The 24,777-nt window shown below is 66.7% G+C and carries 25 protein-coding genes and 1 riboswitch; of the genes, 18 read left to right on the top strand and 7 right to left on the bottom strand.

From position 1 onward, the window contains the following. Positions 1–82: 82 nt before the first annotated feature. On the top strand, positions 83–817 hold the full coding sequence (locus BLT71_RS12920) for an alpha/beta fold hydrolase (RefSeq protein WP_091720919.1): 735 nt from the start codon (positions 83–85) through the stop codon (positions 815–817). 48 nt (positions 818–865) lie between these two features. Here BLT71_RS12920 and thiC read toward each other — a convergent pair whose 3' ends face one another. Beyond that, entirely contained in the window at positions 866–2,683 is a 1,818-nt protein-coding gene (thiC, locus tag BLT71_RS12915) for a phosphomethylpyrimidine synthase ThiC (RefSeq protein ID WP_091724003.1), read from the bottom strand. Next, a riboswitch (TPP riboswitch) is annotated at positions 2,678–2,785 on the bottom strand. (Overlaps the previous gene by 6 nt.) 92 nt (positions 2,786–2,877) lie before the next feature. Here thiC and BLT71_RS12910 point away from each other — a divergent pair. From BLT71_RS12910 to BLT71_RS12830, 17 genes are all read left to right on the top strand, one after another. Beyond that, entirely contained in the window at positions 2,878–3,960 is a 1,083-nt protein-coding gene (locus BLT71_RS12910; protein ID WP_091720916.1) for an amidohydrolase family protein, read from the top strand. A 102-nt stretch (positions 3,961–4,062) separates the two neighbouring features. Next, entirely contained in the window at positions 4,063–4,938 is an 876-nt protein-coding gene (locus tag BLT71_RS12905) for a VOC family protein (RefSeq protein ID WP_091720913.1), read from the top strand. 96 nt (positions 4,939–5,034) lie between these two features. Next, complete coding sequence (locus BLT71_RS12900; protein ID WP_091720911.1) at positions 5,035–5,475, top strand: hypothetical protein; 441 nt, start codon at positions 5,035–5,037, stop codon at positions 5,473–5,475. Positions 5,476–5,700: 225 nt separating this feature from the next. Next, the gene (rpsP, locus tag BLT71_RS12895; protein ID WP_091720908.1) at positions 5,701–6,111 is read left to right on the top strand and encodes a 30S ribosomal protein S16; all 411 of its coding nucleotides are present in this window, start codon (positions 5,701–5,703) and stop codon (positions 6,109–6,111) included. Position 6,112: 1 nt separating this feature from the next. Continuing rightward, positions 6,113–6,355, top strand: a complete 243-nt coding sequence (locus BLT71_RS12890; RefSeq protein ID WP_015937404.1) for an RNA-binding protein — start codon at positions 6,113–6,115, stop codon at positions 6,353–6,355. A 108-nt stretch (positions 6,356–6,463) separates the two neighbouring features. Next, positions 6,464–7,009, top strand: a complete 546-nt coding sequence (gene rimM / locus BLT71_RS12885) for a ribosome maturation factor RimM (protein WP_091720905.1) — start codon at positions 6,464–6,466, stop codon at positions 7,007–7,009. After that, on the top strand, positions 7,010–7,819 hold the full coding sequence (gene trmD / locus BLT71_RS12880; protein ID WP_091720901.1) for a tRNA (guanosine(37)-N1)-methyltransferase TrmD: 810 nt from the start codon (positions 7,010–7,012) through the stop codon (positions 7,817–7,819). A gap of 237 nt (positions 7,820–8,056) precedes the next feature. Further along, entirely contained in the window at positions 8,057–8,416 is a 360-nt protein-coding gene (gene rplS / locus BLT71_RS12875) for a 50S ribosomal protein L19 (protein ID WP_091720898.1), read from the top strand. Positions 8,417–8,501: 85 nt separating this feature from the next. Beyond that, on the top strand, positions 8,502–9,179 hold the full coding sequence (gene lepB, locus BLT71_RS12870) for a signal peptidase I (protein WP_091720895.1): 678 nt from the start codon (positions 8,502–8,504) through the stop codon (positions 9,177–9,179). Beyond that, a complete protein-coding gene (gene lepB / locus BLT71_RS12865; protein WP_091720893.1) occupies positions 9,180–10,052 on the top strand; it encodes a signal peptidase I in 873 nt (290 codons plus the stop codon). It abuts the gene before it with no gap. A 2-nt stretch (positions 10,053–10,054) separates the two neighbouring features. Then, a complete protein-coding gene (locus tag BLT71_RS12860) occupies positions 10,055–10,837 on the top strand; it encodes a ribonuclease HII (RefSeq protein ID WP_091720890.1) in 783 nt (260 codons plus the stop codon). Positions 10,838–10,915: 78 nt separating this feature from the next. Beyond that, positions 10,916–11,242, top strand: a complete 327-nt coding sequence (locus tag BLT71_RS12855; RefSeq protein WP_015937397.1) for a DUF2469 domain-containing protein — start codon at positions 10,916–10,918, stop codon at positions 11,240–11,242. 148 nt (positions 11,243–11,390) lie between these two features. Continuing rightward, positions 11,391–11,747, top strand: coding sequence for a YraN family protein (locus BLT71_RS12850; protein ID WP_091720888.1), 357 nt, complete (start codon positions 11,391–11,393; stop codon positions 11,745–11,747). Beyond that, positions 11,748–13,292, top strand: coding sequence for a YifB family Mg chelatase-like AAA ATPase (locus tag BLT71_RS12845; RefSeq protein ID WP_091720885.1), 1,545 nt, complete (start codon positions 11,748–11,750; stop codon positions 13,290–13,292). Continuing rightward, the gene (gene dprA / locus BLT71_RS12840) at positions 13,289–14,497 is read left to right on the top strand and encodes a DNA-processing protein DprA (protein ID WP_407681218.1); all 1,209 of its coding nucleotides are present in this window, start codon (positions 13,289–13,291) and stop codon (positions 14,495–14,497) included. Before BLT71_RS12845 ends, dprA begins: the two co-directional genes overlap by 4 nt. A 184-nt stretch (positions 14,498–14,681) precedes the next feature. Then, entirely contained in the window at positions 14,682–15,569 is an 888-nt protein-coding gene (locus BLT71_RS12835) for a tyrosine recombinase XerC (RefSeq protein WP_091724000.1), read from the top strand. Positions 15,570–15,813: 244 nt separating this feature from the next. Further along, positions 15,814–16,317 carry a DUF3145 domain-containing protein gene (locus tag BLT71_RS12830; RefSeq protein ID WP_015937393.1) on the top strand — a complete coding sequence of 168 codons (504 nt, stop codon included), beginning with the start codon at positions 15,814–15,816 and terminating at the stop codon, positions 16,315–16,317. Positions 16,318–16,440: 123 nt separating this feature from the next. On the opposite strand, the gene BLT71_RS12825 is transcribed toward BLT71_RS12830, so the two are convergent. The 6 genes from BLT71_RS12825 to aceE form a co-directional block, all read right to left on the bottom strand. Further along, positions 16,441–17,676, bottom strand: coding sequence for a beta-ketoacyl-[acyl-carrier-protein] synthase family protein (locus tag BLT71_RS12825; protein WP_091720882.1), 1,236 nt, complete (start codon positions 17,674–17,676; stop codon positions 16,441–16,443). Between the two features lie 189 nt (positions 17,677–17,865). Beyond that, a complete protein-coding gene (locus BLT71_RS12820; protein ID WP_009359314.1) occupies positions 17,866–18,111 on the bottom strand; it encodes an acyl carrier protein in 246 nt (81 codons plus the stop codon). An 83-nt stretch (positions 18,112–18,194) separates the two neighbouring features. Beyond that, entirely contained in the window at positions 18,195–19,256 is a 1,062-nt protein-coding gene (locus BLT71_RS12815) for a beta-ketoacyl-ACP synthase III (protein WP_091720880.1), read from the bottom strand. After that, positions 19,253–20,182 (bottom strand): ACP S-malonyltransferase, encoded by a 930-nt coding sequence (locus tag BLT71_RS12810; RefSeq protein ID WP_172829969.1) that lies wholly within the window; start codon positions 20,180–20,182, stop codon positions 19,253–19,255. The genes BLT71_RS12815 and BLT71_RS12810 overlap by 4 nt, the downstream gene beginning before the upstream one ends. Positions 20,183–20,270: 88 nt before the next feature. Then, positions 20,271–21,515, bottom strand: coding sequence for a PucR family transcriptional regulator (locus tag BLT71_RS12805; protein WP_091720874.1), 1,245 nt, complete (start codon positions 21,513–21,515; stop codon positions 20,271–20,273). 225 nt (positions 21,516–21,740) lie between these two features. Beyond that, positions 21,741–24,482: a pyruvate dehydrogenase (acetyl-transferring), homodimeric type gene (aceE, locus tag BLT71_RS12800; RefSeq protein ID WP_091720872.1), complete on the bottom strand. Its 2,742-nt coding sequence runs from the start codon at positions 24,480–24,482 to the stop codon at positions 21,741–21,743. Between the last annotated feature and the right edge of the window lie 295 nt (positions 24,483–24,777).

The raw sequence follows: 24,777 nt of genomic DNA, 5'->3' as shown, positions 1-24,777 counted from the left end.
GCGCCAAGTGTCGTTGGAAACGTCCCAACGACACTTGGCGCTATTTCGTTAAGATGCCGGCGCCGTGGAATAGGGTTGGGGGATGTTCAAGCAGAGGGTAGTGTTCGTGCACGGCTCGGGGAGCTTCGGCGCCGCCGCCTGGCCCCGGCAGCACGGCATGGCGTTGATGTACGACGCCCTGTTCCTCCGCCGGCACGGATACCACAGCACCGCCGAACCCCTGGAGTCCTCCTTTGCGGAGGACACGGCCATCGTGCTGCGTTCCCTGGGCGATGACGGGCGGGGTGCTGCCGGCGGACACGTTGTGGCCCATGCGCAGGGAGCCATTCCGGCCATGATGGCGGCCGTGGAGCGCCCGGACCTCGTGCATTCGCTGACCCTGGTGGAGCCGGCCTGCCTGTCCCTCACCGCGGAGCTGCCCGCAACAGCCGCCCACATCCGGATGATGAAACCGCTGTTCGACGTCCGCCACCAACTCAGCGACGAGGACTTCCAGCGGGAGTTCGTCCGCCGCGTCTACGCCGCAGACCTGCACCAGCCAGCCACCCTGGAGGAGAAGCGCTCTGCCCGCCGGCTGCGGCTGCAGTCACCCTCATGGGAGGCGCCACTTCACATCGTCCCAGGAGTCCCCACCCTTGTCCTCACCGGGGGTTGGGAACCGCTGTACGAAGAAATCGCCGGGTACCTGAGGGAGACCGGTGCCCTGCACCGTGTCGCCGCCGGCGGGCACCGGCCCCACGACTCAGCGGACGGCAACCGGGCAATCCGGCAGTTCCTCGCCGAGGTCAGCCGGAGTGAACCGGCCCGGGCGTCCTAGCCGCCCGGGGCCGGCCACAGCAACCGCCGGTCACCGCCGGCGGCAGGCTCAGCTTCCGGCCGGGACTTTCAGCTCGGGAAGGTACACCTTGCCGCCGGATTCCAGGAACTCCTGGCTCTTCGCCCGCATCCCGGACGCCGCCTCTGCTATCGCGGCCTGGGCCTCCGCCGACCCGTACTCGTTGCGGATGTCCTGGCTGATCCGCATCGAGCAGAACTTCGGCCCGCACATGGAGCAGAAGTGTGCCGTCTTGGCGGGCTCGGCCGGCAGCGTTTCATCATGGAACGCTTCGGCCGTCTCGGGGTCGAGCGAGAGCGCGAACTGATCCCGCCAGCGGAACTCGAACCTGGCCTTGGACAACGCGTCGTCCCGTTCGTGCGCTCCGGGGTGGCCCTTGGCCAGGTCAGCGGCGTGCGCGGCGATCTTGTAGGTGATGACCCCGGTCTTCACGTCGTCCCTGTCGGGCAGTCCCAGATGCTCCTTGGGCGTGACATAGCAGAGCATGGCGGTGCCGTAGCGGGCGATCTCGGTGGCGCCGATGGCTGATGTGATGTGGTCGTAGCCGGGAGCTACATCGGTGACCAGCGGCCCCAGGGTATAGAACGGCGCACCCTTGCACAGTTCCTGCTGGCGCTCTACGTTCTCCCGGACCAGGTGGAACGGGACATGGCCCGGCCCCTCCACCATCACCTGCACGTCATGCTTCCAGGCGCGCTCCGTCAGCTCGGCCAGCGTGTCCAGTTCCGCGAACTGCGCAGCGTCGTTGGCATCCGCGGTGGCACCGGGGCGCAGGCCGTCACCCAGCGAGAACGCGACGTCGTACCGGGCAAAGATTTCACACAGCTCATCGAAGTGCGTGTAGAGAAAATTCTCCTGGTGGTGCGCCAGGCACCAGCCCGCCATGATCGACCCGCCCCGGGACACGATGCCGGTAACCCTGTTGGCGGTCAGCGGCACGTAGCGGAGCAGGACGCCGGCGTGGACAGTCATATAGTCCACGCCCTGTTCACACTGTTCTATGACGGTGTCGCGGAAGATTTCCCACGTGACGGCGTTCGCCTCGCCGTTGACCTTTTCCAGGGCCTGGTAGATGGGCACGGTGCCGATCGGCACGGGGGAGTTGCGGATGAGCCACTCCCTGGTGGTGTGGATGTCGTCGCCCGTGGACAGGTCCATCACCGTATCGGCACCCCACCGCGTGGCCCACTGCAGCTTGTCCACCTCCTCGGCGATGGAACTGGTCACGGCGGAGTTGCCGATGTTGGCGTTGATCTTCACCAGGAAAGCCTTGCCGATGATCATCGGTTCGGACTCCGGATGGTTGATGTTGTTGGGGATGATGGCCCGTCCGGCCGCCACCTCACTCCGGACCAGTTCCGGATCACACTTTTCCCGCAGCGCCACGAACCGCATCTCCGGCGTCACCACGCCCTTCCGGGCATAGTGCATCTGGGTGACAGTCCGGCCGTCGACGGCGCGGCGGGGCACCGGGCGCCCGCCTTTCCATTCCGCGGAGGCGGCGCCGCGGCTTACGGCCGAGCGGCCGTCGTCGAGCAGGTTCCGTTCCCTTCCGCTGTACTCTTCCGTGTCAGCGCGCGCCTCAATCCATTCCGACCGGAAGGGGCTGAGGCCGCGCACGGGATCGCTTCCCGGCCCCGCTGTCCGGTAGGTGCGGAAAGGGGCGTTTGGCTGCCCGTTGGGCGAGGGCTCCAGCGCGATCTCCGTGACCGGGACACGGATCCCGTGCTCCGGATCATCGATGTAGGCCAGCGAGTGCGACTTCAGGGACTGGGTGACAGGCGCTTCAGGCGTGGCTCCGGCGGGGTGGTTTTGGGCAGGGGGCAGCACTGTTTTGGGTGTATTCAAGGAATACTCACTTCCTTCGCCGGCATTACCCGGACAGGTTCGACGGTCGCAGGCCGCGTCAGCCCGATCTCAGCCCCTGCAGGGGCACCCGTGTGGTCAGGAACGAAGCTACCACACGCCCTGCAGGGACAAGCGCTAACGGCCCTGTCACATTTGCCGGTGCTAGCCTGACCGGGCAGGAAGAGGAGGCATCCATGCCCTACATCATTGGTTTCAGCGGCACCGCCCTCACGGGACCGGACAGCGAAAGGCACGGCCTCTGGTCCGTGGACGGACGCCTGACGTTTACCCGCCCGGAGGCCGGTCCGGACGTTGTACTCGACGGCTGGGTGCTGCCCGGCTTCGTCGACGCCCACTGCCACATCGGCCTGGGCCCTGCCGGGCCGGTGGACGCCGGGGAGGCCGAAGCCCAGGCCCGTGCCGACCTGGACTCAGGCACCCTGCTGATCCGGGACGCGGGATCGCCCGCCGACACCCGGTGGATGCAGGGTGGCCGCGACTTTCCGCTGCTGATTCGGGCCGGCAGGCACGTCGCCCGGACCCGCCGCTACCTCCGGGGCTTCGCCCAGGAGGTCGAGCCTGAAGGCCTTGTGGAGGCCGTGCGCAAGCAAGCCCGCGACGGCGACGGCTGGGTCAAGCTCGTCGGGGACTGGATCGAGCGGAGCGCCGGCGACCTCGCACCCTCCTTTCCCGCCGGCGTCGTCCGTGATGCGATCAGTGCCGCACACGACGAAGGTGCCCGCGTCACCGCCCACTGCTTCGCCGAAGACACCCTGGACCAGATGCTCGACGCCGGGATCGACTGCGTCGAACACGCCACCGGCCTGCTGCCCCGGCACCTGCCGCGGTTTGTGGAGCAGGGCGTCCCCATCGTTCCGACGCTGGTCAACATCGCCACGTTCCCTGATATTGCCGCCCAAGCCAGGCCCAAGTTTCCGGTGTACGCCGACCACATGCTGGCGCTCTGGGAACGACGGCTGGAACGCATAGGGGAGGCCTGGGAAGCCGGAGTGCAGATCTTCGCCGGAACGGACGCCGGCAGCGTGATCCGTCACGGAAGGATTGCGGACGAAATCCTTGCCCTGCACGCGGCTGGGTTGCCCGCAGCCGAGGCGCTCAACGCGGCCAGCTGGGCCGCCCGGGCCTGGCTGGGTGCTGACGGGCTGACGGAAGGGGCGCGGGCCGACGTCGTGCTGTTCCGGAACGATCCCCGGAGGACCCTGGACACCGTGGCGCACCCATCCCACGTGGTTTTGGGTGGCCGCGTGGTCCGCTAAGCACAACATCCACCCCGCACTTGGAATAAATTGAAGCTTCAAGTAATTTTAACTCATGACAGGCCGCCTCATCCGGACGGCCTCCAGTAGAGGGAGCGTTCAATGAGTGCAGAAGCCACCAGCCAGGATCTTCTTCCTGCCGACCTCGCCATGGGCACCGTGATGCTCAAGGTCGGCAACATGAAGGTCATGACCGACTACTACCAGCGCGCACTGGGGCTCGAGGTGGTCGCTGAGCAGGACGGCGGCCTCTACCTCGGCCGCCTCGGCAAGCCCCTGGTCCATCTCGCCCCGGCCCCCGGCCTCACCATCCCCGGCAGGGGAGAAGCCGGCCTGTTCCACACGGCCCTCCTGTTCGAAGACCAGGCGGCGCTCGCCGCCACGGTGGCCACCGCAGCCCAGTTCGAGCCCCGCTCGTTCACGGGCAGCGCCGACCACCTGGTCAGCGAGGCCTTCTACTTCAGTGATCCCGAAGGCAACGGCATCGAGCTCTACTGGGACCGCCCGCGAAGCAACTGGTCCTGGAACGGCACCGACGTGGTCATGGACAGCCTGGCGCTGCCGCCCCAGCGCTACCTGGAACAGCACCTCTCCGAAGAATCCCTCCAGGGGCAGCGGCAGACCACCGCCGGAGTGGGCCACGTCCACCTCCAGGTAGGCGACGTCCAGTCCGCCCGCGACTTCTACGTGGGAACGCTCGGGTTCGAAAAGACCGCCGGCTGGCACGGGCAGGCCCTCTTCGTCTCCGCGGGCCGCTACCACCACCACATGGCCATGAACGTCTGGAACAGCCGCGGCGCCGGTCCGCGGAAAGACACCCTTGGCCTCGGCGAGGTCCTCATCGAGGTGCCGTCCGGTGACGACGTCGGCGCGCTCGCTGACCGCCTGAAGGTCGCCGGGGTCTCCTCGCACCACACCGGGGCTGAGTTGCGCTTCGAGGATCCGTGGCGCAACAGCATCCGGGTTGCGGTGCGCTGAGCACCCCTTACGCGTACTAGGCTGAAGCCGATAGACCGGGGACGCCAGGCGGGTGTCCCCGGCGCGCCGGACAGTACACGGAAGAGGTCACTTCCCATGGGTTTTACCGAAATCTTCGTAGCCACACACGATGCCGCGTTGAAGCGCGCTGGAACCCTTGACAGTGGGGGCACCCCGCCGGCCGCCGACGCGGTCCGGATCCCCGGTATCAGCGACTTCGAAGTGGAGCAGCTCGGAGACCTGGCCGGTACCGCGGTCCACGCGGGCGGCGCCGACTACGAGCTGACGATGGTGGACGTAGCCAGTGATTCCCTGCTGGCCGTCCCCCCGGCCATGGTCCGGGCCCTGGCTGACCTGCTTACCTACGAAACTGAGGGCGAGGGCGACGTCCTCGAGGACGTCGCTGCGCAGTGGGCGGCGCAGGATGACATGCCGTTCGACGCCGGGCAGGCGCAGGCCTACATCCGGCAGGTTGCTGAACTGGCCGGCGGAATCGGCGATTCGGAGCGGTCGGGACTGTACGTCTGGTCAGCCTGACCTTCCCCTTGCAGGACAATCCGGGGAAGCGACGGCGCCGTCCCCGCGGGCCCTGGGTGTCAAGTCGAAATCCTCCCGCTGATCTGGCACAATAGACAGGTACTCGATCTGCGTGGCCCCTCTCTCCGCGTCTGGATCCTGTCCTTAGAACCCGCAAGTACGGCCCGCCCCACGGGTGCAGAACGCCGGGTTCACCCCTTTTCTGAAACAGGAGTGACCACAAAAGTGGCCGTAAAGATTCGCCTTAAGCGCTTCGGCAAGATGCGCGCCCCGTACTACCGCATCGTCGTCATGGACTCACGCGCCAAGCGTGACGGCCGTGCCATCGAAGAGATCGGCAAGTACCACCCCACCGAAGAGCCCTCGTACATCGAGGTCGCTTCCGAGCGTGCACAGTACTGGCTCTCCGTCGGCGCCCAGCCGTCCGAGCAGGTTGCCGCCATCCTCAAGATCACTGGTGACTGGCAGAAGTTCAAGGGCCTCCCGGGCCAGGAAGGCACCCTGAAGACCAAGGGCGAGAAGGAAGCCTTCGTCGCACCGGAGAAGGGTTCCGTCATCATCCCGGAAGCCATTACCAAGAAGGCCTCCAAGACTGAGGCAGCCGAAGCCGAAGCAGAGACCACCGAGGCTGAGTAAGTTGCTGGCAGACGCGCTGGAGCACCTGGTCCGCGGAATCGTTGATTCCCCGGACGACGTCACGGTCAATTCGAAGAACAACCGCCGCGGGGATACCCTCGAGGTTCGTGTTCACCAGGATGACCTGGGACGGGTGATCGGCCGCCAGGGCCGCACGGCGCGTGCACTGCGCACCGTCGTGGCAGCGCTGGCCGGCGGCGAGCCGGTCCGGGTCGACGTTGTCGACACCGACCGCCGCCGCTGAGCGTCCGGCAACACCAGTTTTGCTCTCCGGCCCCTCCACCATCTGGTGGAGGGGCCGGAGTTTTTTCACGAACCAACACAATATGCACCAACCCGAACAGAGGAACATATGCAGCTCCAGGTGGCCCGCATCGGCAAGCCCCACGGCATCCGCGGGGAAGTCACGGTCCAGGTAATGACCGACGCCCCTGGGGACCGTTTCGTCCCCGGCGTGGAGTTCGTGGTGGAGCCGGCGCAGTCCGGGCCGCTGACAGTCAGCAGCGCCCGCTGGAACAAGGACATCCTGCTGCTGGCCTTCGAGGAGATCGAGGACCGCAACCAGGCTGAGACGCTCCGCGGCGCCAAGCTCTTCATCGAAACAGCGGAACTGGACGAGGACGACGAGGACGGCTGGTACGAGCATGAGCTCGTAGGCCTCGAAGCCAGGGTGGGCAGCAAGGTGGTGGGCAAGGTGACTGCCCTCAACACCGCACCGGCGCAGGACCTGCTGATGGTCACCACCCCGGGCGGCGAGGAGATCCTGATTCCCTTCGTCGAGCAGATTGTCCCCGAAGTCAATGTCAGTGAAGGCTACATCCTCCTCACCCCGCCGGACGGGCTCTTCGAAGTCAACTCCGGCGAAGCCGCACCGGCGGAACCGGAAGGCACCGACTAGATGCGCATCGACGTCGTCAGTATCTTTCCCGAGTACCTGGCGCCCCTGGAGCTGTCCCTGATCGGCAAGGCACGCCAGGACGGCATCCTGGACCTGCATGTCCACGACCTCAGGTCGTTCACCACCGACCGGCACCGTACGGTGGACGACACTCCCTACGGGGGCGGCGCGGGCATGGTCATGAAGCCGGAGCCGTGGTCCCAGGCGCTTACCGCTGTCGCCGAAGCCCGGCCCGGACACCAGGGCAAGCCCGTCCTCATCGTTCCGTCACCCGCAGGGGAGCGCTTCACGCAGGCCATGGCCCACGAGCTGGCCGGCGAGGAGCACCTGGCCTTCGCCTGCGGACGCTACGAAGGCATCGATGAACGCGTGATCGAATGGGCCGGCGACCACTTCGACGTGCGGCCCGTAAGCCTGGGCGACTACGTCCTCAACGGGGGAGAAGTTGCAGTGCTCGCCATGGTGGAGGCCGTTGGGCGGCTGCTGCCCGGCGTCGTGGGAAATCCCGAATCCCTGGTGGAGGAATCCCATTCGGACGGCCTCCTGGAGTACCCGGTATACACCAAGCCCGCCGTCTGGCGCGACCGTGAGGTGCCAGCCATCCTGCTGAGCGGAAACCACGGCAAGATCGCCCAGTGGCGGCGGCATGAACAGTTCCGCCGGACGTCCGAGCGGCGTCCGGACCTGCTGGAGGCATTCGACGCCGGGAAGCTTCCGAGGGCCGACCGCTCGGCCCTGCAGGAACTCGGCTACGACATCATCGACGGCAGGCCGGTCCGACGGCCGGGCAAGACGGAACCCGCCGGCTGAAGCCGCGCAGGATTGGCTGTACGGGCGCCGCTGTGGCAAAATTAGTCCTTGTGTCTGCTGGGTCCGCACCTGCCACAGGGGGAGCGCAACCAACAGCCTGACAACCGGCCTCGTCAACCAGTGAGGCGGCCGGACCACTTAACTTCGGGCGGGATACTCCCAATGCGCCATCGGCGCAGGGCTTTCCCGGCCGTGACCTAAAGTGAATGACCTGTGGCGTTCACCAGGAGTGCAATTATGCATATTCTCGATTCCGTCGATGCAGCTTCGCTGCGCACTGACGTCCCCGCGTTCCGCGCAGGCGACACCCTCAAGGTGCACGTAAACATCATCGAAGGCAAGAACTCCCGCGTCCAGGTCTTCCAGGGCTTCGTCCTGGGCCGCCAGGGTGACGGCGTCCGCGAGACCTTCACGGTCCGCAAGGTGTCCTTCGGCGTCGGCGTGGAGCGTACCTTCCCGGTACACTCCCCGATCATCGACAAGATTGAAGTTGTCACCAAGGGCGACGTCCGCCGCGCCAAGCTTTACTACATGCGTGCACTGCGCGGTAAGGCTGCAAAGATCAAGGAAAAGCGCGACTTCTCCTCTGCCAAGTAAGTCCTTCCGGACCTACGAAGGCTGGGCCGCAGCCGTATCCGGCCAGCGCCGGAGCCATCAGCACCAGCGCCCAGGATACGGACTTATGGACCAGACAAAACGCCAGCCCAGGAAACCGGGCTGGCGTTTTGCGTTCCTTGCACTTTTCCTCGCGGTCGTCATCAGCGGCCTGGTCCGCTCGCTGTGGCTGGACATCTACTTCATCCCTTCGGAATCGATGGAGCCCCTGCTGGAAGGCGGGGACCGGATCCTGGTGTCCCGGACCGACTTCACGGCCGAACCCATCCGGCGCGGGGACGTGGTGGTCTTCGACGGACGCGGCACGTTTGCCCCGCTCAACAGCGGCAAGGGGCCGTTGGCGGACGCCGCGGCCGCGGCCACCCGGTGGCTGGGGCTGACAGGGAGCGACACCACGTACGTCAAGCGGGTCATCGGACTGCCCGGGGATTCCGTGGTGTGCTGCGATGCGGCCGGCAAAGTCACCGTCAACGGCCACCCCGTGGACGAACCCTACGTCTTCCCGGGAGACGTGCCCAGCACCCAGAAATTCAATTCAGTGGTCCCGGCAGGCCGGCTCTGGCTGATGGGCGACCACCGGTCCGTGTCCGCCGACTCGCGAAGCCTGCTGGGGGCCCCCGGTGGCGGCATGGTTCCGCTGGACCGTGTCATCGGCCGGCCCGTCCAGATCGTCTGGCCGCTTGATAGATTTGCTCCAGTACCAAGGCCGGCTGCGGCTGCACCAACCCCAGAGAACGGACAGTAGATGCCCGAGAACCACGCGCGGACACCCGAACCGCGGCGCGATGGAGCCGCGGACGAGCCCGCCGGGCAGTCACCCGAACCAGCCGCGGCTCCGGATCCCGCGCCTGACGCCGGGACCGAAGCCGCGCACGGCAACGCAGAGCCCGCCCAGGCTCCCAGCCGCTCGGCTGCCAAGGCCGCGGGCAAGCCGTCAGGCAAGGACTCGGGCAGCCCGCTGTTTGCCTGGCTCAAGGAAGTAGCCACAGTGGTGGTGATCGCCGTCGTACTGTCCTTCCTCATCAAGACCTTCCTGTTCCGCGCGTTCTTCATCCCCTCCGAGTCCATGGTGAACACCCTGGACATTGACGACCGGATTTTCGTTAACCTCCTGGTGCCGGAACCCTTCGCCCTCAGCCGGGGAGACGTCGTCGTCTTCCGCGATACCAAGGGCTGGCTCCCGCCGGCGGCACCCGAGGCGAAGGGGCCGTTCACCTGGGTCCAGGACGGCTTGACCTTTGTCGGCCTGCTCCCCGACAACACCGACCAGCACCTCGTCAAACGGGTCATCGGGCTGCCGGGCGACCACGTGGTCTGCTGCGACGCCGGCGGTAAGCTGACCATTAACGGCACCGCGGTCGATGAGGCCTACATCAACCCGGCAGAAGTCCCGCAGGTCCGCAACTTCGACGTCACGGTCCCGGAAGGCAAGGTATGGGTGATGGGCGATAACCGGAACCACTCCGCCGACTCCCGCTCCCACATGGAGTCCGATGGCGGCTTCATCGACCTCAGCGACCTTGAAGGCAAAGCAGCGGTGATCGCCTGGCCGCTCAACCGCATCACCACCCTGGGGAACTACCCCGAAGTGTTCCGCGACGTCCCCGCGGCGCCCTGACCATGACCCAGGCAGTAGCCGCCGGGACGGCCAAAGCGCCCGCCAAGCCAAGGTCCGGATCGTCAAAGGTCACGGGCCGCGGCAAAGCACCCACGCTGCGCCATGAGCGGACCTTCAAGGCGCAGGGCGTGCGGCTTCTTGCCGGGGTAGACGAGGTGGGCCGCGGCGCACTGGCCGGTCCCGTGAGCGTGGGGATCGCCGTCGTCGACCTTGAACGCCAGAAGCCCCTGGCAGGGGTACGCGACAGCAAGCTCCTCAGCGCCCCCGAGCGCGAGCGGCTGGAGCCTTTGGTACGCCGCTGGAGCGTGGCCTCCGCGGTGGGGCATGCCTCGGCCCACGAGATTGACGCCCTGGGAATCATTGCTGCCTTGCGGCTGGCCGGAACGCGGGCCTGGCAGGACATCCTGTCCGCCGGGGTCATTCCGGACATGGTGCTGCTGGACGGAAGCCACAACTGGCTTTCCCCGGCAGAGCAGCTGTCGCTCTTCGACCAGGAGGTGCCGGAGGCAGCATGCGACGCTCCGGTGCACACCAAGATCAAAGCGGACATGCAGTGCCTGAGCGTGGCCGCGGCCAGCGTCATCGCCAAGGTTGAGCGGGACCGGACCATGCGTGAACTTCACGCCGAGTATCCCGACTTTGGCTGGGACATCAACAAAGGCTACGCCACGGTGCTGCACCGCGATGTGCTTCGTGCCGCCGGACCCACTCCCTACCACCGGGTGAGCTGGCGCCTCCTGGGCGGGGAACTCCAGGGCGCCGGCGAGATGCCGGGCGGGGACTGACCCCTTTCCTGGCCTCCTCTGCGCCTGCTCCGGGTCGTTGCGGCTCCGGCACTGTCGGACATGGTGCAAGATGGAAGCATGAGTGCCGAGGACCTTGAAAACTATGAAACCGACATGGAGCTGCAGCTCTACCGTGAATACCGCGACGTTGTCGGACTGTTCAGCTACGTAGTCGAGACCGAACGGCGCTTCTACCTGGCCAACCACGTGGACCTGCAGGCCCGCAGCGCCGATGGCGAGGTCTACTTCGACCTGACCCTCTCTGATGCATGGGTCTGGGATGTGTACCGGTCTGCACGCTTCGTCAAGAGCGTCCGCGTCCTCACCTTCAAGGACGTTAACGTGGAAGAACTTCCGCGGAACGAGGAACTGGCACTGCCGAAAGACGTAGACCTGGGCAACTAGGGTACGCCGGCTCCAATAGCGCCGCGGGGTCCGCGGCGCATGGCCCTCCACGTGGACTATCCCTCCACACCACCACCGACATGCACATAGGGGATGAGCTCCCTGTCCTCCGCAACCTCACGCCCGCAGGCTGGTTGCGGAGGTAGAAATGAAAGCCAAAGATTTGCTCGGCCGGCATGGCGAAGACCTCGCCGTCGGCTATCTCGAGACCCTCGGCATGCTGATAGTGGAGCGCAACTGGCGCTGCAGCGAAGGCGAAATTGACGTGGTCGCGCTGGACGGGGACGCGCTGGTCATCGCTGAGGTGAAGACGCGCCGGTCCCTTGACTACGGCCACCCGTTCGAGGCGGTGGGACCGGACAAGCTTGCCCGGCTGCACCGGCTCGGCGCGGCCTGGTGCAGGGACCGTGAGCTGAGGATGCCGCTGCGCCGCGTGGACGTCATCGCCGTGGTGGACGACGGCGGCGGCAACCCCGTAGTGGAGCACCTCAAGGGGGTGGGCTGAATGGCGCTCGGACGCACCTATTCGGTGGCGCTCGTGGGCCTGAACGGCTACATGGTTGAGGTCGAAGCCGATATTGGCCAAAGCCTTCCGGCGTTCGTGATTCTGGGACTTCCGGATGCGGCGCTGAACGAAGCCAGGGAGCGCATACGCTCCGCGGCAAAGAACTCAGGGATACCCCTCAGCCGCCGCAAGATCACCGCCAACCTGATCCCTGCTTCATTGCCCAAGCGCGGTTCCGGCTTTGACCTCGCCGTGACCATGGCGGTGCTCCGGGCAGCCAATGACATCCGGCCCACAGGACGTTCCGTCTTCATCGCCGAACTTGGCCTTGACGGCAGGCTCCGGCCTGTCCGCGGCATACTCCCCGCGGTCATGGCGGCTGTGCAGGCCGGGTACCCCGATGTTGTGGTGGCGCAGGCAAACCTCGCCGAAGCCTCTCTGGTGCCCGGAGCCAACGTCAGCGGATACCGGACCCTGGCACGGCTCGCCCTCGATTTCGGTGCCGACCCCCAGGAGCTTGCCCTGGACTTCGAGCCCGACGACGCCGAGGACGACGCAGGAGCGTCGGGGGAAGCGGCCCCCTGCCCGGACATGGCAGATGTGTCCGGGCAGGGAGAGGCCCGCAAAGCGTTGGAGGTGGCGGCGGCGGGCGCCCACCACCTGCTGCTCACCGGGCCGCCCGGAGCCGGGAAGACCATGCTGGCGGAGCGGCTGCCGGGGATCCTGCCGGACCTTGCGGACCGCGAATCCATGGAGGTGACGGCCATCCATTCCCTTTGCGGACTGCCCTCGTCACAGGTCCAGCTGCTACGGCGGCCGCCCTTTGAGAACCCGCACCACACAGCTACCGCCGCGGCCATTATTGGCGGCGGCTCCGGACTGCCGCGGCCCGGGGCTGCATCCCGCGCCCACCGCGGTGTGCTGTTCCTCGACGAGGCGCCCGAGTATGAACGCAGGGTGCTCGATGCGCTGCGGCAGCCGCTGGAAAGCGGCGAGCTGGTGATTCACCGGTCAGCCGGGACAGCAGCCTACCCGGCACGGTTCCAGCTGGTGCTGGCAGCCAATCCATGCCCCTGCGGCAAGGCTTCAGGCAAAGGACTGGACTGCACCTGCACGCCCATGATGCGGCGCCGGTACCTTGCCAGGATGTCCGGGCCCCTGCTGGACCGGGTAGACATCCAGCTGCAGGTTGAGCGGGTTTCGCTGGCTGACTTCGGGCAGGCCGGCGCCGAGGAAGACACCGCATCAGTGGCCCGTCGGGTCAGGGACGCACGCCAACGCCAGGTACAGCGACTTGGTCCCCTCGGGCTGGAGACGAACTCCCAGGTGTCCGGCCGGGTCCTCCGCGGCGAACTGCGGTTGCCTCCCGGTGTTACCCGGATTCTGGATCACTCGCTGGAACGCGGAATACTGACGGCACGGGGATACGACCGCGTCCTTCGGTTGGCCTGGACGCTGGCCGACCTTGGCCTGCGGGATGCTCCGGATGTAAACGACGTGGGGCAGGCACTAGGCCTGCGGCAGGCAACGGCGGCCGCGGCATGACCGGCGCCACTGAAACAACCATGACCCCGGAACGCCTCGCCCGTGCTGCGCTCTCGCGTCTGATGGAACCGCAGGACGCCGCAGGCCTTGCCTTGGTCCAGGTGGCAGGAGCAGTGGATGGGCTTCGGATTGCCACGGGCCAGGTGGCCGCGGGGCCGGGGCTCGAACAGGAAATTTCAGTCCTGCTGGCGGACAACGGCCCGTCCGCAAGCTGGTCAGGTTTGGCCGCGGCCCTGAAACGGTGGCAACCGCGGATCCCGGATCTCGCACCCGAGCGGGACCTGGCTACCATGGCCCGGCTCGGCGGCCGCCTGATCGTCCCTTCGGACGAGCTCTGGCCTGCACAGCTTGCCGATCTCGGCATCCAGGAGCCCATCTGCCTCTGGTGGCGGGGCCACGAACAGCCCCTTCCCGCCCTGGAAAGCAGTATCGCCTTGGTGGGGTCCCGTGACAGTACAAGCTACGGGGCCTCGGTTACCGGTGATCTTGCGTACTCCCTGGCGCAGCGGGGGATGACAGTGGTCTCCGGCGGGGCATATGGCATCGATGCACACGCCCACCGGGCCGCACTTGCCGGCGGCTCGGGAGCCGTTCCAACCATCGCCGTCATGGCCGGTGGGGTGGACCGCTTCTACCCTTCAGGAAACGAGGACCTCCTCCGGGCTGTCTGCAACCGGGGAGCTGTGCTCGCCGAAGTGCCTCCGGGTTCGGCGCCAACCCGGTACAGGTTCCTGCAGCGGAACCGCCTGATTGCGGCGCTGTCAGCCGTCACCGTGGTGGTTGAGGCAAGGTGGCGGTCCGGGGCGCTCAACACCGCGCACCACGCGGAAACCCTATGCCGCGCCGTCGGCGCGGTTCCCGGTTCGGTGCACAGCGCCAACTCGGCCGGCTGCCACAGGCTCCTCCGCGATGGGGGAGCGGTCTGCGTGACCGACGCCGCCGAGGTCGCCGAGCTTGCCGCACCCAGCGGGACTGCCCTCCCGGACCAGCGGCAGGTTGCTGCGCAGGTCCAGGACGGGCTGACGCTTGAGGACCTGATCCTCCTGGACGCACTGCCCCTTCGCTCCACCACATCGGTGGAGAAGCTGGCGGCAGTCGCCGGCCTGGGCCAGGACTCTGTCCGGGCCGGGCTGGGCCGCCTGGGACTCCTGGGGCTGGCAGTTTCGGAACGGGGCGGTTGGAAGCGGGGCAAAGCCACCGACTGACTGACAACAACCCGGCGCCGGCCAACATCGGGCCAGCAGTCGCGCCACCGGATCGCCTGATTGCCGGACTGCAGGATCGCCGGTGGGCCGTGTCCGGCCGCATTGCGGGGGCGGCACCTGAGAAAGTAGGAGGGTGGAACATGCTGAACGGCCCCCCGGGCTGCCCCCGACACTCCTGCAGGCCATGGAAGGGTTTGCCGCGTACCTTTCCGGCGAACGGGCAGTATCCCCCCACACCCGGCGCGCATACCTTGGCGACCTTGAAAGCCTCCTGGCTTTCGCTGCTTCCGAGGGGGCCACGGAGCTCCAGGACCTCGAACTGGGAACCCTCCGCCGGTGGCTGGGCGCCCAGAGCCAGTCCGGGGCGGCCCGGGCCACACTGGCGCGGCGCTCCGCCACAATCCGGGCCTTCACCGCCTGGGCCCTGCGGGAAGAGCACCTCGACGCCGATCCTGCCCTCCGGCTCAAAGCACCCAAGCGTGAGCGGTCGCTCCCGGGGGTCCTGCAGGCGTCGCAGCTCGAGCGGCTGTTGAAGGATCTTGAGGCGCGCGCTGCCGATGGTGATCCTATGGCAGTGCGGAACCGGGCCATCGTCGAACTGCTCTACGCCACAGGCGTCCGTGTGGGTGAGTTGGCCGGCCTGGACGTGGACGACCTGGATCCGGACCGCAGGACACTTCGGGTGATCGGCAAGGGCAACAAGGAGCGCACCGTTCCCTATGGTGTACCGGCTGCCCTGGCTGTCGACGACTGGCTGCGCCGGGGTCGGCCGCTGATGGCAAAGGACACCAGCGGGCCGGCGTTGTTCCTCGGGCTCCGGGGCGGCCGGGTGGACCAGCGCCAAGTCCGCTCCGTGGTCCACGGCCTCTTCGAAGCCATGGGGGACACCTCCGCCTCGGGTCCGCACGCCCTGCGGCACTCGGCGGCCACCCACCTTCTGGACGGCGGCGCGGACCTGCGTGCCGTCCAGGAAATCCTGGGCCACAGCAGCCTTGCAACCACCCAGATCTACACCCACGTGTCCGTGGACCGGCTGCGGAAAAGCTACCAACAGGCCCACCCGAGGGCCTGAGCCGACGTGAGGCGCATCGCACTGGCGTAACCAGGCGGGGTACGGCACAATAAGAGTCACGTCCGGCAACTTTCAAGTGCCTCTTGAAGCTCTCAGGCTTCAGGCGGCACATCGAGTCCGGACACTGTTTAATCTGATACAGCTGAATAACCAGGCAGGACACAGCCGCCGCAGCACAAGGCGCAGGAGTTCCATCCAGGCACAGGTCGTTGGGGAAGACGTACCTAGAGCTATGGAGGATGGAATGTCTGTTGCAATGACCCGCGGTGTGCTGTTCGTTCACTCGGCCCCTACGGCCCTGTGCCCTCATGTCGAGTGGGCCATTGGATCCGTTGTGGACAAGCGCACGGATCTTGAGTGGACCCCTCAGCCCGCCGCGCCCGGAATGTTCCGGGCCGAGCTGTCCTGGGCCGGAACTCCCGGCACCGGGTCCAAACTGGCGTCGTCCCTTCGCGGGTGGGCCCACCTGCGCTATGAAGTCACTGAGGAACCCAGTCAGGGCGTTGACGGCGGCCGCTGGTCCCACACTCCCGAACTGGGCATATTCCATGCCGTCACGGACGTGCACGGAAACATCATGGTCTCCGAGGACCGGATCCGTTATGCCTATGAATCGGGCGCCGGCGATCCGTCCGCTGTCTACCACGAGCTGTCGCTCGCGTTGGGCGAGGCGTGGGACGAGGAACTGGAACCGTTCCGGCACGCGGCCGAGGGCGCACCTGTGCGCTGGCTCCACCAGGTGGGCTGACCGCCGTCGTTCCCCCCTTGCAGTACCGCAAGGCTCCATAGCAAAAGGAGGAGGCCCCGCCTGATGGCGGGGCCTCCTCCATTGTGCGCCAGTGCCGGCCCGGAAAGCCGGCGGCCGAAAGTCCTAGACGCTGCGGACGGCAACGACGGCGTTGTGGCCACCGAAGCCGAACGAGTTGCTGAGTGCCACGATGTTGCCGGCGGGAAGGTCCCGTGCGGACGTCACGACGTCGAGCGGGATCTCGGGGTCCTGGTTTTCCAGGTTGATCGTTACCGGGGCCTTGCGCTCGTAGACGGCCAGGACCGTCAGCACAGCCTCCACGGCGCCTGAGGCGCCGAGCAGGTGCCCCATCTGCGACTTGGTTGCGGAGACGGCCACACTCTCAAGCTGGGAACCGAGGGCGGCGCGCAGGGCGGTGTATTCGGGCTTGTCGCCAACGGGCGTGGACGTGGCGTGTGCATTGACGTGCACAACGTCCTCGGCCTGGATCCGGCCGTCGAACATGGCAGCCTTCAGTGCGCGGGTGGCACCCAGGCCCTGAGGGTCCGGAGCAGTGATGTGGTACGCGTCAGCCGTAACGGATGTGCCGGCCAGTTCACCGTAAATGCGGGCACCGCGGGCGAGGGCATGTTCCTCTGCTTCAAGGACCAGGGCACCGGCGCCTTCGCCCATGACGAAGCCGTCGCGGTCGATGTCGTAAGGACGGGACGCCCGCTGCGGGTCGTCGTTCCTGCGGGACAGGGCCTGCATGGACGCGAAAGCGGCCAGGGGCATGGGGTGGATGGCTGCCTCGGCGCCGCCGCACATGACTACGTCAGCCTTGCCGGAGCGGATCAGTTCCAGGCCCAGGTGCATGGCCTCGGTGCCGGAGGCGCAGGCGGAGACGGGGGTGTGGGCGCCGGCCCGTGCACCAAGGTCGAGGCTGACGGCCGCGGCAACTCCGTTGGGCATGAGCATGGGAACGGTCATTGGCAGGACCCGGCGGGGGCCCTTTTCCTTCAGCGTGTCCCAGGCGTCCAGCAGGGTCCAGACGCCGCCGATGCCGGTGGCGAATGCCACGGCCAGCCGGTCCTGGTCGATCTCGGTGATGCCTGAGTCGGCCCACGCCTCGCGGGCCGCGATCACGCCGAACTGGGTGGAGGGGTCCATGCGCTTTGCCTCGACACGCGAAAGGACGTCGAGGGCGGGGGTGCTGCAGCGTGCCGCGAAGTGCACGGGAAGTTCATACTTGGCCACCCAGTCGTCCTCCAGGGTGCGGGCACCGGAGACCCCCTTGAGCGCGTTCTTCCACATTGTGGGTACATCGCCGCCGATGGGTGTGGTGGCACCCAGTCCGGTGATGACTACTTTGCGTGTCATGGGATCACTCTTTCGTCGGTGGGAAACCGTCTCCGTCTGCCGGAGGGTCCCGCATCTTGATGGCCGGCGCGGCCGGTGTGGAGGCCGGCGCCAGGTAAAGCAAAAAGTGGCTGGAAATACGGCGGGCTGCCGGCCCGGTCATCCGGACCGGCAGCCCTGGCCACGCCGCAGGAGCGGCGGAAGCTGTAACTAGGCCTGTGCGCCGGCGATGAAGCTGACGGCGTCGCCAACGGTCTTGAGGTTCTTGACCTCTTCGTCCGGAATACGGACGCCGAACTTCTCTTCGGCGTTGACCACGATGGTCATCATCGAGATGGAGTCGATGTCCAGGTCCTCGGTGAAGGACTTGTCCAGCTCCACGGCCTCGGGGGCCAGGCCGGTTTCCTCGTTGACGATTTCAGCCAGGCCGGCCAGGATCTCTTCGTTGCTAGCCATTGATGGCTCCTTTTCTTGTATTGCCGGCAGGGGCTGCCGGAAATGGATCAGGCCGCGGATGCGGCCCCTTTGATGGGACGATGCTAGGGAAGGACAATAACCTGTGCGCCGAAAACCAGGCCCGCGCCGAAGCCGATCTGCAGGGCCAGCCCGCCGCTAAGCTCCGGGTTTTCCTGCAGCAGGCGGTGGGTTGCCAGCGGAATGGAAGCCGCGGACGTGTTGCCGGCGTCGGCAATGTCCCGTGCAACTGTAACCGTCTCGGGCAGCTTCAGCTTCTTGACCATCTCATCGATGATGCGCATGTTCGCCTGGTGGGGAATGAAGGCCACCAGGTCTTCGGCCTCCACGCCGGCAGCGTCCAGCGCCTGCTGGGCGACTTTGGCCATTTCCCACACAGCCCACCGGAAAACGGTCTGGCCGTCCTGCCGGAGGGTGGGGTAGAGCTCCTGCGCTTCTTCCAGCAGGGCAAGGTCGCCGGTGGAATCGGACTGGCGGGCGGCCATGCCCAGGTCCCGGACATCAAGCAAGGAACGGGTCATGCCAATGGCATCCCACTTGCTGCCATCCGAGCCCCAGACGGAGGGGGCGATGCCGGGCGTGTCGGACGGCCCGATCACCACAGCGCCGGCGCCGTCGCCGAGGAGGAAGGAAATGGTGCGTTCGCGGTTGTCGATAACATCGGAGAGCTTCTCGGCGCCGACCACCAGGACGTACTTCGCGGCCCCGGAGCGGACGAGCGCGTCGGCCTGGGCGATGCCGTAGCAGTACCCGGCGCAGGCTGCGGAGATGTCGAAGGCGGGTGCAGGCGTTGCCCCGAGCCGGTCAGCCAGGCTCGCGGCCGCAGACGGGGTCGCATAGGGGTGCGTCACGGTGGACACGATGACGGCGCCGAGGTCCGTGGCTTCGACGCCTGCCTTCGCCAGGGCTTCGCGGGCAGCGCCCTCGGCCATGTCGATGACGCTGACGCCGGCTGCGGCGCGGTGCCGGGTCACGATGCCCGTGCGCTGGCGGATCCACTCATCCGACGAGTCGATCCACTGGCAGACGTCGTCGTTGGTGACAATGACATCGGGGCGGTAGGCGCCCAGACCCAGGATGCGGGTGTGCTCCTGCAGGGGAGCCTGCTTCAGGGTGGGAACGCTCATGCGCCGCCCTCCAGTTCAGCGAAGAGTGCCAGCGCGGCGGAGAGGTCATCGGGAGTCTTGACCGCGACGGTCTTGACGCCGGGCATGCCGCGCTTGGCCAGCCCGGCCAGGGTGCCTGCCGGGGCCAGTTCGATGACTCCGGTGACGCCTCGCTTGACCAGGGATTCCATGCAGAGGTCCCAGCGCACCGGCCGTGACACCTGGGCGATCAGGCTTTCGACGGCGGCAGTACCGTCGGTGACTTCGCCGCCGTCGTAGTTGGACAGCAGCGGCACGGTCGGCGCCTGCGGCTTCAGCTGCGGCGCAATGGCCTGCAGGGCGCTGACGGCGGGGGACATGTGCCTCGTGTGGAAGGCACCGGCAACCTTGAGCGGGATGACCCGCGCCTTGGCCGGCGGGTTATCCGCCAGGGCCTTGAGCTGTTCGAAGGTGCCGGCGGCTACGGTCTGGCCGGCCCCGTTGACGTTGGCGGGCGTGGCGCCGGCAGCCTCAATGGCTGCCAGGACTTCCGCGGGATCGCCACCAACAACGGCGCTCATGCCGGTGGGAGTAACGGCTGCGGCGGCCGCCATGCTGTTCGCGCGTTCGCGGACGAACGTCATGGCTTCGTCCTGGGTGAGGACGCCGGCCAGGACCGAGGCGGTGATTTCGCCGACGGAGTGGCCTGCGAGGACCACCGGCAGGGAGCTGAGTTCAACGTCGAAAAGCGAGGAAGCTGCGATGAGTCCGGCGGCGACGATCAGGGGCTGCGCAACGGCAGTGTCCTTGATGGTTTCCTCGTCCGAGGTGGTCCCGTGGGCCGCCAGGTCGATCCCGGCGATCTCGCTGAGGGCGGCCAGCTGGCCTGCCACCTGGGGCAGTTCCAGCCAGGGGGCAAGGAAACCCGGGGTCTGTGAGCCCTGTCCAGGGCAGACTATTGCAAGCACGTAACCAGCTTTCCAAATTACTGTGTGGTCCAGCGGTGTTTGTCCGCACCAACCTCACGGGGTCAGGTTGTAGGAAGTCTACAACGCCTCAGGTCTGATTCCGGGACGGTTGCCGCTCCGTGGCGGACTTGGGCGGGCCGGAAAGGCGCCCCACAACGAGGGCCGCCTGCAGGACGAATGCTTCGCGCGGCAGGAGCGGATCCCACCCGGTGACGTCGCAAACCCGCTTCAGCCGGTACCGCACCGTGTTGGCGTGGACGAAAAGTTCCCGTGCTGTGGCCTCCAGCGAATGACCCAGTTCAAGGTACGTGCCCAGCGTCTCCACCAGGCCGTTTGAAGCGGCCAGAAGGGGCCGGTAGATGTTTTTGACGAGGGAGCGGCGGGCCGCATCGTCACCCGAGATGACGCGCTCGGGAAGGAGGTCGTCAGCGGCCACGGGACGCGGCGCCGAGGGCCAGGCGCGTGCCGCCGTCAGGCCTGCAAAGGCTGACTGCGCCGAGCCGCTGGCCTCCAGCAGCGAACTGGCTTCCGGACCGTACACCACTGGCCCCGGGGCGAACATTTCGCTGAGCTTCACATAAGCGGTTTCGCGGTCCTGGACGCCGCCGAGGATGAGGATCAGCCGGTCGCCCTGGATTCCCACCAGCGCATCTTCGGCATACCGGCCCGCCATCCGCCGCAGTTCACTGACGTAGCTGGCGCTGGGCTCGGACGGGGAATTGCCTACCATCACGGTGAAACGCTCCTGCGCCTTCCAGCCGAGCGCTGCGATCCGGGAGCGCAGCGCATCCGTGTTTTCACCCCGCAGGATGGCATCAACAATGAGCGCTTCAAGCCGCGTGTCCCAGGAACCCCGGGATTCGGCTGCGCGGGCATAGACATCGGCTGCGGCGAAAGCCACTTCCCGCGAATACCGCAGCACCGCCTCCCGCAGCGAAGGCTGGTCCGCCTCGGGCGCGATCACCGGCACCTGGTCTTCGACCACTTCCACGACGATGCGGATGAGCTGCAGCGCCTTTTGCAGGCTGATGGATCGCGTCAGCTCGGTGGGAGCGGTGCCGAAAACGTCAGTCAGGATCCAGGAGGGGGAGCTGGGACGCTCATACCAGGTGACGAACGCCGCGATGCCGTTCTGGGCCACCATGCCCAGCGCCGACCTTTCATCGGCGCTCAGCCGGCTGTACCAGGGCAGCGACTGTTCCAGTTGCCGCATGGTGGTGGTGGAGAGCTGGCCCACGTTGGCCCGCAGCTTCTTCAGGGTCTCGGACTTCTCCGGAGTGACCTTCGGCTGGGGCGGTTTACGCTTCGCAGGCTGCGTGGATGGTGCTGGCATCCTCCGAGCATACGGCCAGCAACCGGCAAGCTCCATTTGTGCGAAGGCTACAACACGCTTTGCCCTGCGTCACAGCGGCCAGTGCCCGGAAACGGACGACGGCGGCCCCCGCGCCAGGTGCGGGGGCCGCCGTCGTTGCTGCTGCCGGAAGGAGTTCGTGGTCAGTTATGCGGACTTCAGCACCGCCGAAGTCTGCAAAACCGGGTCGAATTCCCTAGGGAATGGTCAGGCCTCGCCTCCGGTGTTGCCGGTGGTGCCGGCATTGACGTTGAGCAGCTTGTACTTCTCGATCGCCTTGACCGGGGCGCCGGCATCCACTTCGCCGCGGCGTGCCAGCATCTCCAGGGCACGCACCACGATGGAGTGGGTGTCGTTTTTGAAGAAGCGGCGGGCTGCTGCGCGGGTGTCGGAGAAGCCGAAGCCGTCGGCGCCGAGGGTGGCGTATTCGTTGGGGACGAATTGGCGGATCTGGTCGGGGACGGCTTTCATGTAGTCGGAGACGGCGACGACGGGGCCGGTGGCGCCTTCGAGCTGCTGGGTGACGAACGGGACCCGGGCGGGTTGTTCGGGGTTGAGGAAGGCTTCTTCTTCGGCGGCGAGTCCGTCGCGTCGGAGTTCGTTCCAGGAGGTGACGGACCAGACGTCGGCGGAGACGGACCAGTCTTCGGCCAGGATGCGCTGGGCTTCGATGGCCCAGGGCACTGACACGCCGGAGGCCAGGATCTGGGTCCGCGGACCGTCGATCTTTGCCGGGGCGAGCAGGTAGATGCCCTTGATCACGCCTTCGACGTCGAGCTCGGCAGGTTCTGCCGGCTGGACAATCGGCTCGTTGTAGACCGTGAGGTAGTACATCAGGTTCCGGTCATCCGAGTCCGGCCCGTACATGCGTTCGAGGCCGTCGCGGATGATGTGGCCCATTTCGTAGCCGTAGGCGGGGTCGTAGGTGACCACTGCCGGGTTCGTCGATGCCAGCAGGGGGGAGTGTCCGTCGGCGTGCTGGAGGCCTTCGCCGGTGAGGGTGGTCCGTCCTGCGGTGGCGCCGATGATGAAGCCCCGGGTCATTTGGTCCGCTGCTGCCCAGAAGGCGTCGCCGGTGCGCTGGAAGCCGAACATGGAGTAGAACACGTAGACCGGGATCAGCGGTACGCCGTGGGTGGCGTAGGCGGTGCCGGCGGCGGTGAAGGCTGCCACGGCGCCGGCTTCGTTGATGCCGGGGTGGATGAGCTGGCCGGCGGGGGATTCCTTGTAGGCCAGGACGAGGTCGCGGTCCACGGAGAGGTAGTTTTGGCCCTTGGGGTTGTAGATCTTCGCCGTCGGGAAGAACGCATCCATACCGAACGTACGGGCCTCATCCGGGATGATCGGGGCGATGTGCTTGCCGAAGTTCTTATCCCGCATCAGGTCCTTCAGGAGCCTGACGAACGCCATGGTGGTGGCGGCCTGCTGCTTCCCCGATCCGCGCTTGGCTACCTCGTAGGTCTTCGCCTCGGGCAGGACGATCTCGGCGTGCTTGGAGCGGCGCTCCGGCACCGACCCGCCGAGGGCTGCGCGGCGCTCCATCATGTACTTGATTTCCGGAGCGTCCGTGCCCGGGTGGTAGTACGGCGGGCGGTACGTGTCCTGCTCGAGCTGCTCGTCGGTGACCGGGATCCGCAGGTGGTCGCGGAACTTCTTCAAGTCATCAAGGGTCAGCTTCTTCATCTGGTGGGTCGCGTTGCGGCCCTCGAAGTGCGGTCCGAGTCCGTAGCCCTTGACGGTTTTGGCGAGGATGACGGTGGGTTTGCCCTTGAATTCGGTGGCGGCTTTGTAGGCTGCGTAGACCTTGCGGTAGTCGTGGCCGCCGCGTTTTAGGTTCCAGATCTGGTCATCGGTGAGGTCCGCGACCATGTCTTTGGTGGCGGGGTCCTTGCCGAAGAAGTGTTCGCGGACAAACCCGCCGGATTCGGCCTTGTAGGTCTGGTAGTCCCCGTCGGGGGTTTCGTTCATGATCTTCACCAGGGACCCGTTGGTGTCCTGGGTGAGGAGGTCATCCCATTCCCGGCCCCAGACGACCTTGATCACGTTCCAGCCCGCGCCGCGGAAGAACGCTTCGAGTTCCTGCATGATCTTCCCGTTGCCCCGGACCGGCCCGTCGAGGCGCTGGAGGTTGCAGTTGATCACGAAGTTCAGGTTGTCCAGGTTCTCGTTCGCGGCGAGCTGGAGCAGGCCGCGGGACTCGGGCTCGTCCATTTCGCCGTCGCCCAGGAACGCCCAGACCTGCTGGTCGGAGGTGTCTTTCAGGCCGCGGTTGTGCAGGTATCGGTTGGACTGGGCCTGGTAGATCGCGTTCATCGGGCCGATGCCCATGGACACGGTGGGGAATTCCCAGAAGTCCGGCATCAGGCGCGGGTGCGGGTAGGAGGACAGGGCGTGGCCCTGCCGGGACTTTTCCTGCCGGAACCCGTCCAGGTCCTCCTCCGTGAGGCGGCCTTCCATGAACGCGCGGGCGTACATGCCGGGGGAGGCGTGGCCCTGGAAGAAGACCTGGTCCCCGCCGCCGGGGGCGTCCTTGCCGCGGAAGAAGTGGTTGAAGCCGACCTCGTACAGGGTCGCGGCACCGGCGTAGGTGGAGATATGCCCGCCCACCCCGATCTCGGGCCGCTGCGCCCGGTGCACCATGACCGCGGCGTTCCACCGCATGTACGCCCGGTACCGGCGCTCGTATTCTTCGTTGCCCGGGAACGGTGCTTCCTGGTCCACGGGGATCGTGTTCACGTAATCGGTGGTGGTCACCATCGGCACCCCGACACTCTGCGCGCCCGCACGCTGCAGCAGGCTCCGCATAATGTACTGGGCACGCTCGGTACCCTGTTCCCGGATCAGCGCATCCAGGGACTCAACCCACTCCGCAGTCTCTTCCGGATCACGATCAGGCAGCTGGTCAGTCAACCCGCTGAGGATATGGGAGGTATCTTCTCCTGCAGCCACGTCCAACCTCTCTTTGCGCGCATAGATCGGCGCACTCAGGCCAGGCAGGGTGACTGCCCGGCAAACGTACGCCGTGTGCGACGTATCGGTTACATCAGCCCGGTCATGTGTGCCGGGCAGGGTTCCTAGAGCTCCTACGTCTGCACGGAGTTACAAGGTTGTTGTCCTGCAGGCATAGTCGTCATCAGCCACTCTAACCGTCGGGGCAAGCCGATGCGTAGCCGTGGGTTGGGCACGACAGTTGTATTTCGCCGTCATACTGGTTGTGTGACGAAGGGCCGCTGCGACGCAGGCA

This window comes from Pseudarthrobacter equi, assembly GCF_900105535.1.
Lineage (GTDB): Bacteria > Actinomycetota > Actinomycetes > Actinomycetales > Micrococcaceae > Arthrobacter > Arthrobacter equi.
This window is presented reverse-complemented; position numbering and strand designations above follow the sequence as displayed.

Coding starts and splice junctions, on each gene's coding strand:
- lepB (WP_091720895.1), top strand. CDS start 8,502: ATGGACCAGACAAAACGCCAGCCCAGGAAACCGGGCTGGCGTTTTGCG.
- BLT71_RS12825 (WP_091720882.1), bottom strand. CDS start 17,676: ATGACACGCAAAGTAGTCATCACCGGACTGGGTGCCACCACACCCATC.
- BLT71_RS12805 (WP_091720874.1), bottom strand. CDS start 21,515: ATGCCAGCACCATCCACGCAGCCTGCGAAGCGTAAACCGCCCCAGCCG.
- dprA (WP_407681218.1), top strand. CDS start 13,289: ATGACCGGCGCCACTGAAACAACCATGACCCCGGAACGCCTCGCCCGT.
- BLT71_RS12845 (WP_091720885.1), top strand. CDS start 11,748: ATGGCGCTCGGACGCACCTATTCGGTGGCGCTCGTGGGCCTGAACGGC.
- BLT71_RS12830 (WP_015937393.1), top strand. CDS start 15,814: ATGTCTGTTGCAATGACCCGCGGTGTGCTGTTCGTTCACTCGGCCCCT.
- trmD (WP_091720901.1), top strand. CDS start 7,010: ATGCGCATCGACGTCGTCAGTATCTTTCCCGAGTACCTGGCGCCCCTG.
- rimM (WP_091720905.1), top strand. CDS start 6,464: ATGCAGCTCCAGGTGGCCCGCATCGGCAAGCCCCACGGCATCCGCGGG.
- BLT71_RS12910 (WP_091720916.1), top strand. CDS start 2,878: ATGCCCTACATCATTGGTTTCAGCGGCACCGCCCTCACGGGACCGGAC.
- BLT71_RS12920 (WP_091720919.1), top strand. CDS start 83: ATGTTCAAGCAGAGGGTAGTGTTCGTGCACGGCTCGGGGAGCTTCGGC.
- BLT71_RS12835 (WP_091724000.1), top strand. CDS start 14,682: ATGGAAGGGTTTGCCGCGTACCTTTCCGGCGAACGGGCAGTATCCCCC.
- BLT71_RS12900 (WP_091720911.1), top strand. CDS start 5,035: ATGGGTTTTACCGAAATCTTCGTAGCCACACACGATGCCGCGTTGAAG.
- BLT71_RS12855 (WP_015937397.1), top strand. CDS start 10,916: ATGAGTGCCGAGGACCTTGAAAACTATGAAACCGACATGGAGCTGCAG.
- BLT71_RS12850 (WP_091720888.1), top strand. CDS start 11,391: ATGAAAGCCAAAGATTTGCTCGGCCGGCATGGCGAAGACCTCGCCGTC.
- rplS (WP_091720898.1), top strand. CDS start 8,057: ATGCATATTCTCGATTCCGTCGATGCAGCTTCGCTGCGCACTGACGTC.
- BLT71_RS12860 (WP_091720890.1), top strand. CDS start 10,055: ATGACCCAGGCAGTAGCCGCCGGGACGGCCAAAGCGCCCGCCAAGCCA.
- BLT71_RS12820 (WP_009359314.1), bottom strand. CDS start 18,111: ATGGCTAGCAACGAAGAGATCCTGGCCGGCCTGGCTGAAATCGTCAAC.
- lepB (WP_091720893.1), top strand. CDS start 9,180: ATGCCCGAGAACCACGCGCGGACACCCGAACCGCGGCGCGATGGAGCC.
- BLT71_RS12815 (WP_091720880.1), bottom strand. CDS start 19,256: ATGAGCGTTCCCACCCTGAAGCAGGCTCCCCTGCAGGAGCACACCCGC.
- BLT71_RS12905 (WP_091720913.1), top strand. CDS start 4,063: ATGAGTGCAGAAGCCACCAGCCAGGATCTTCTTCCTGCCGACCTCGCC.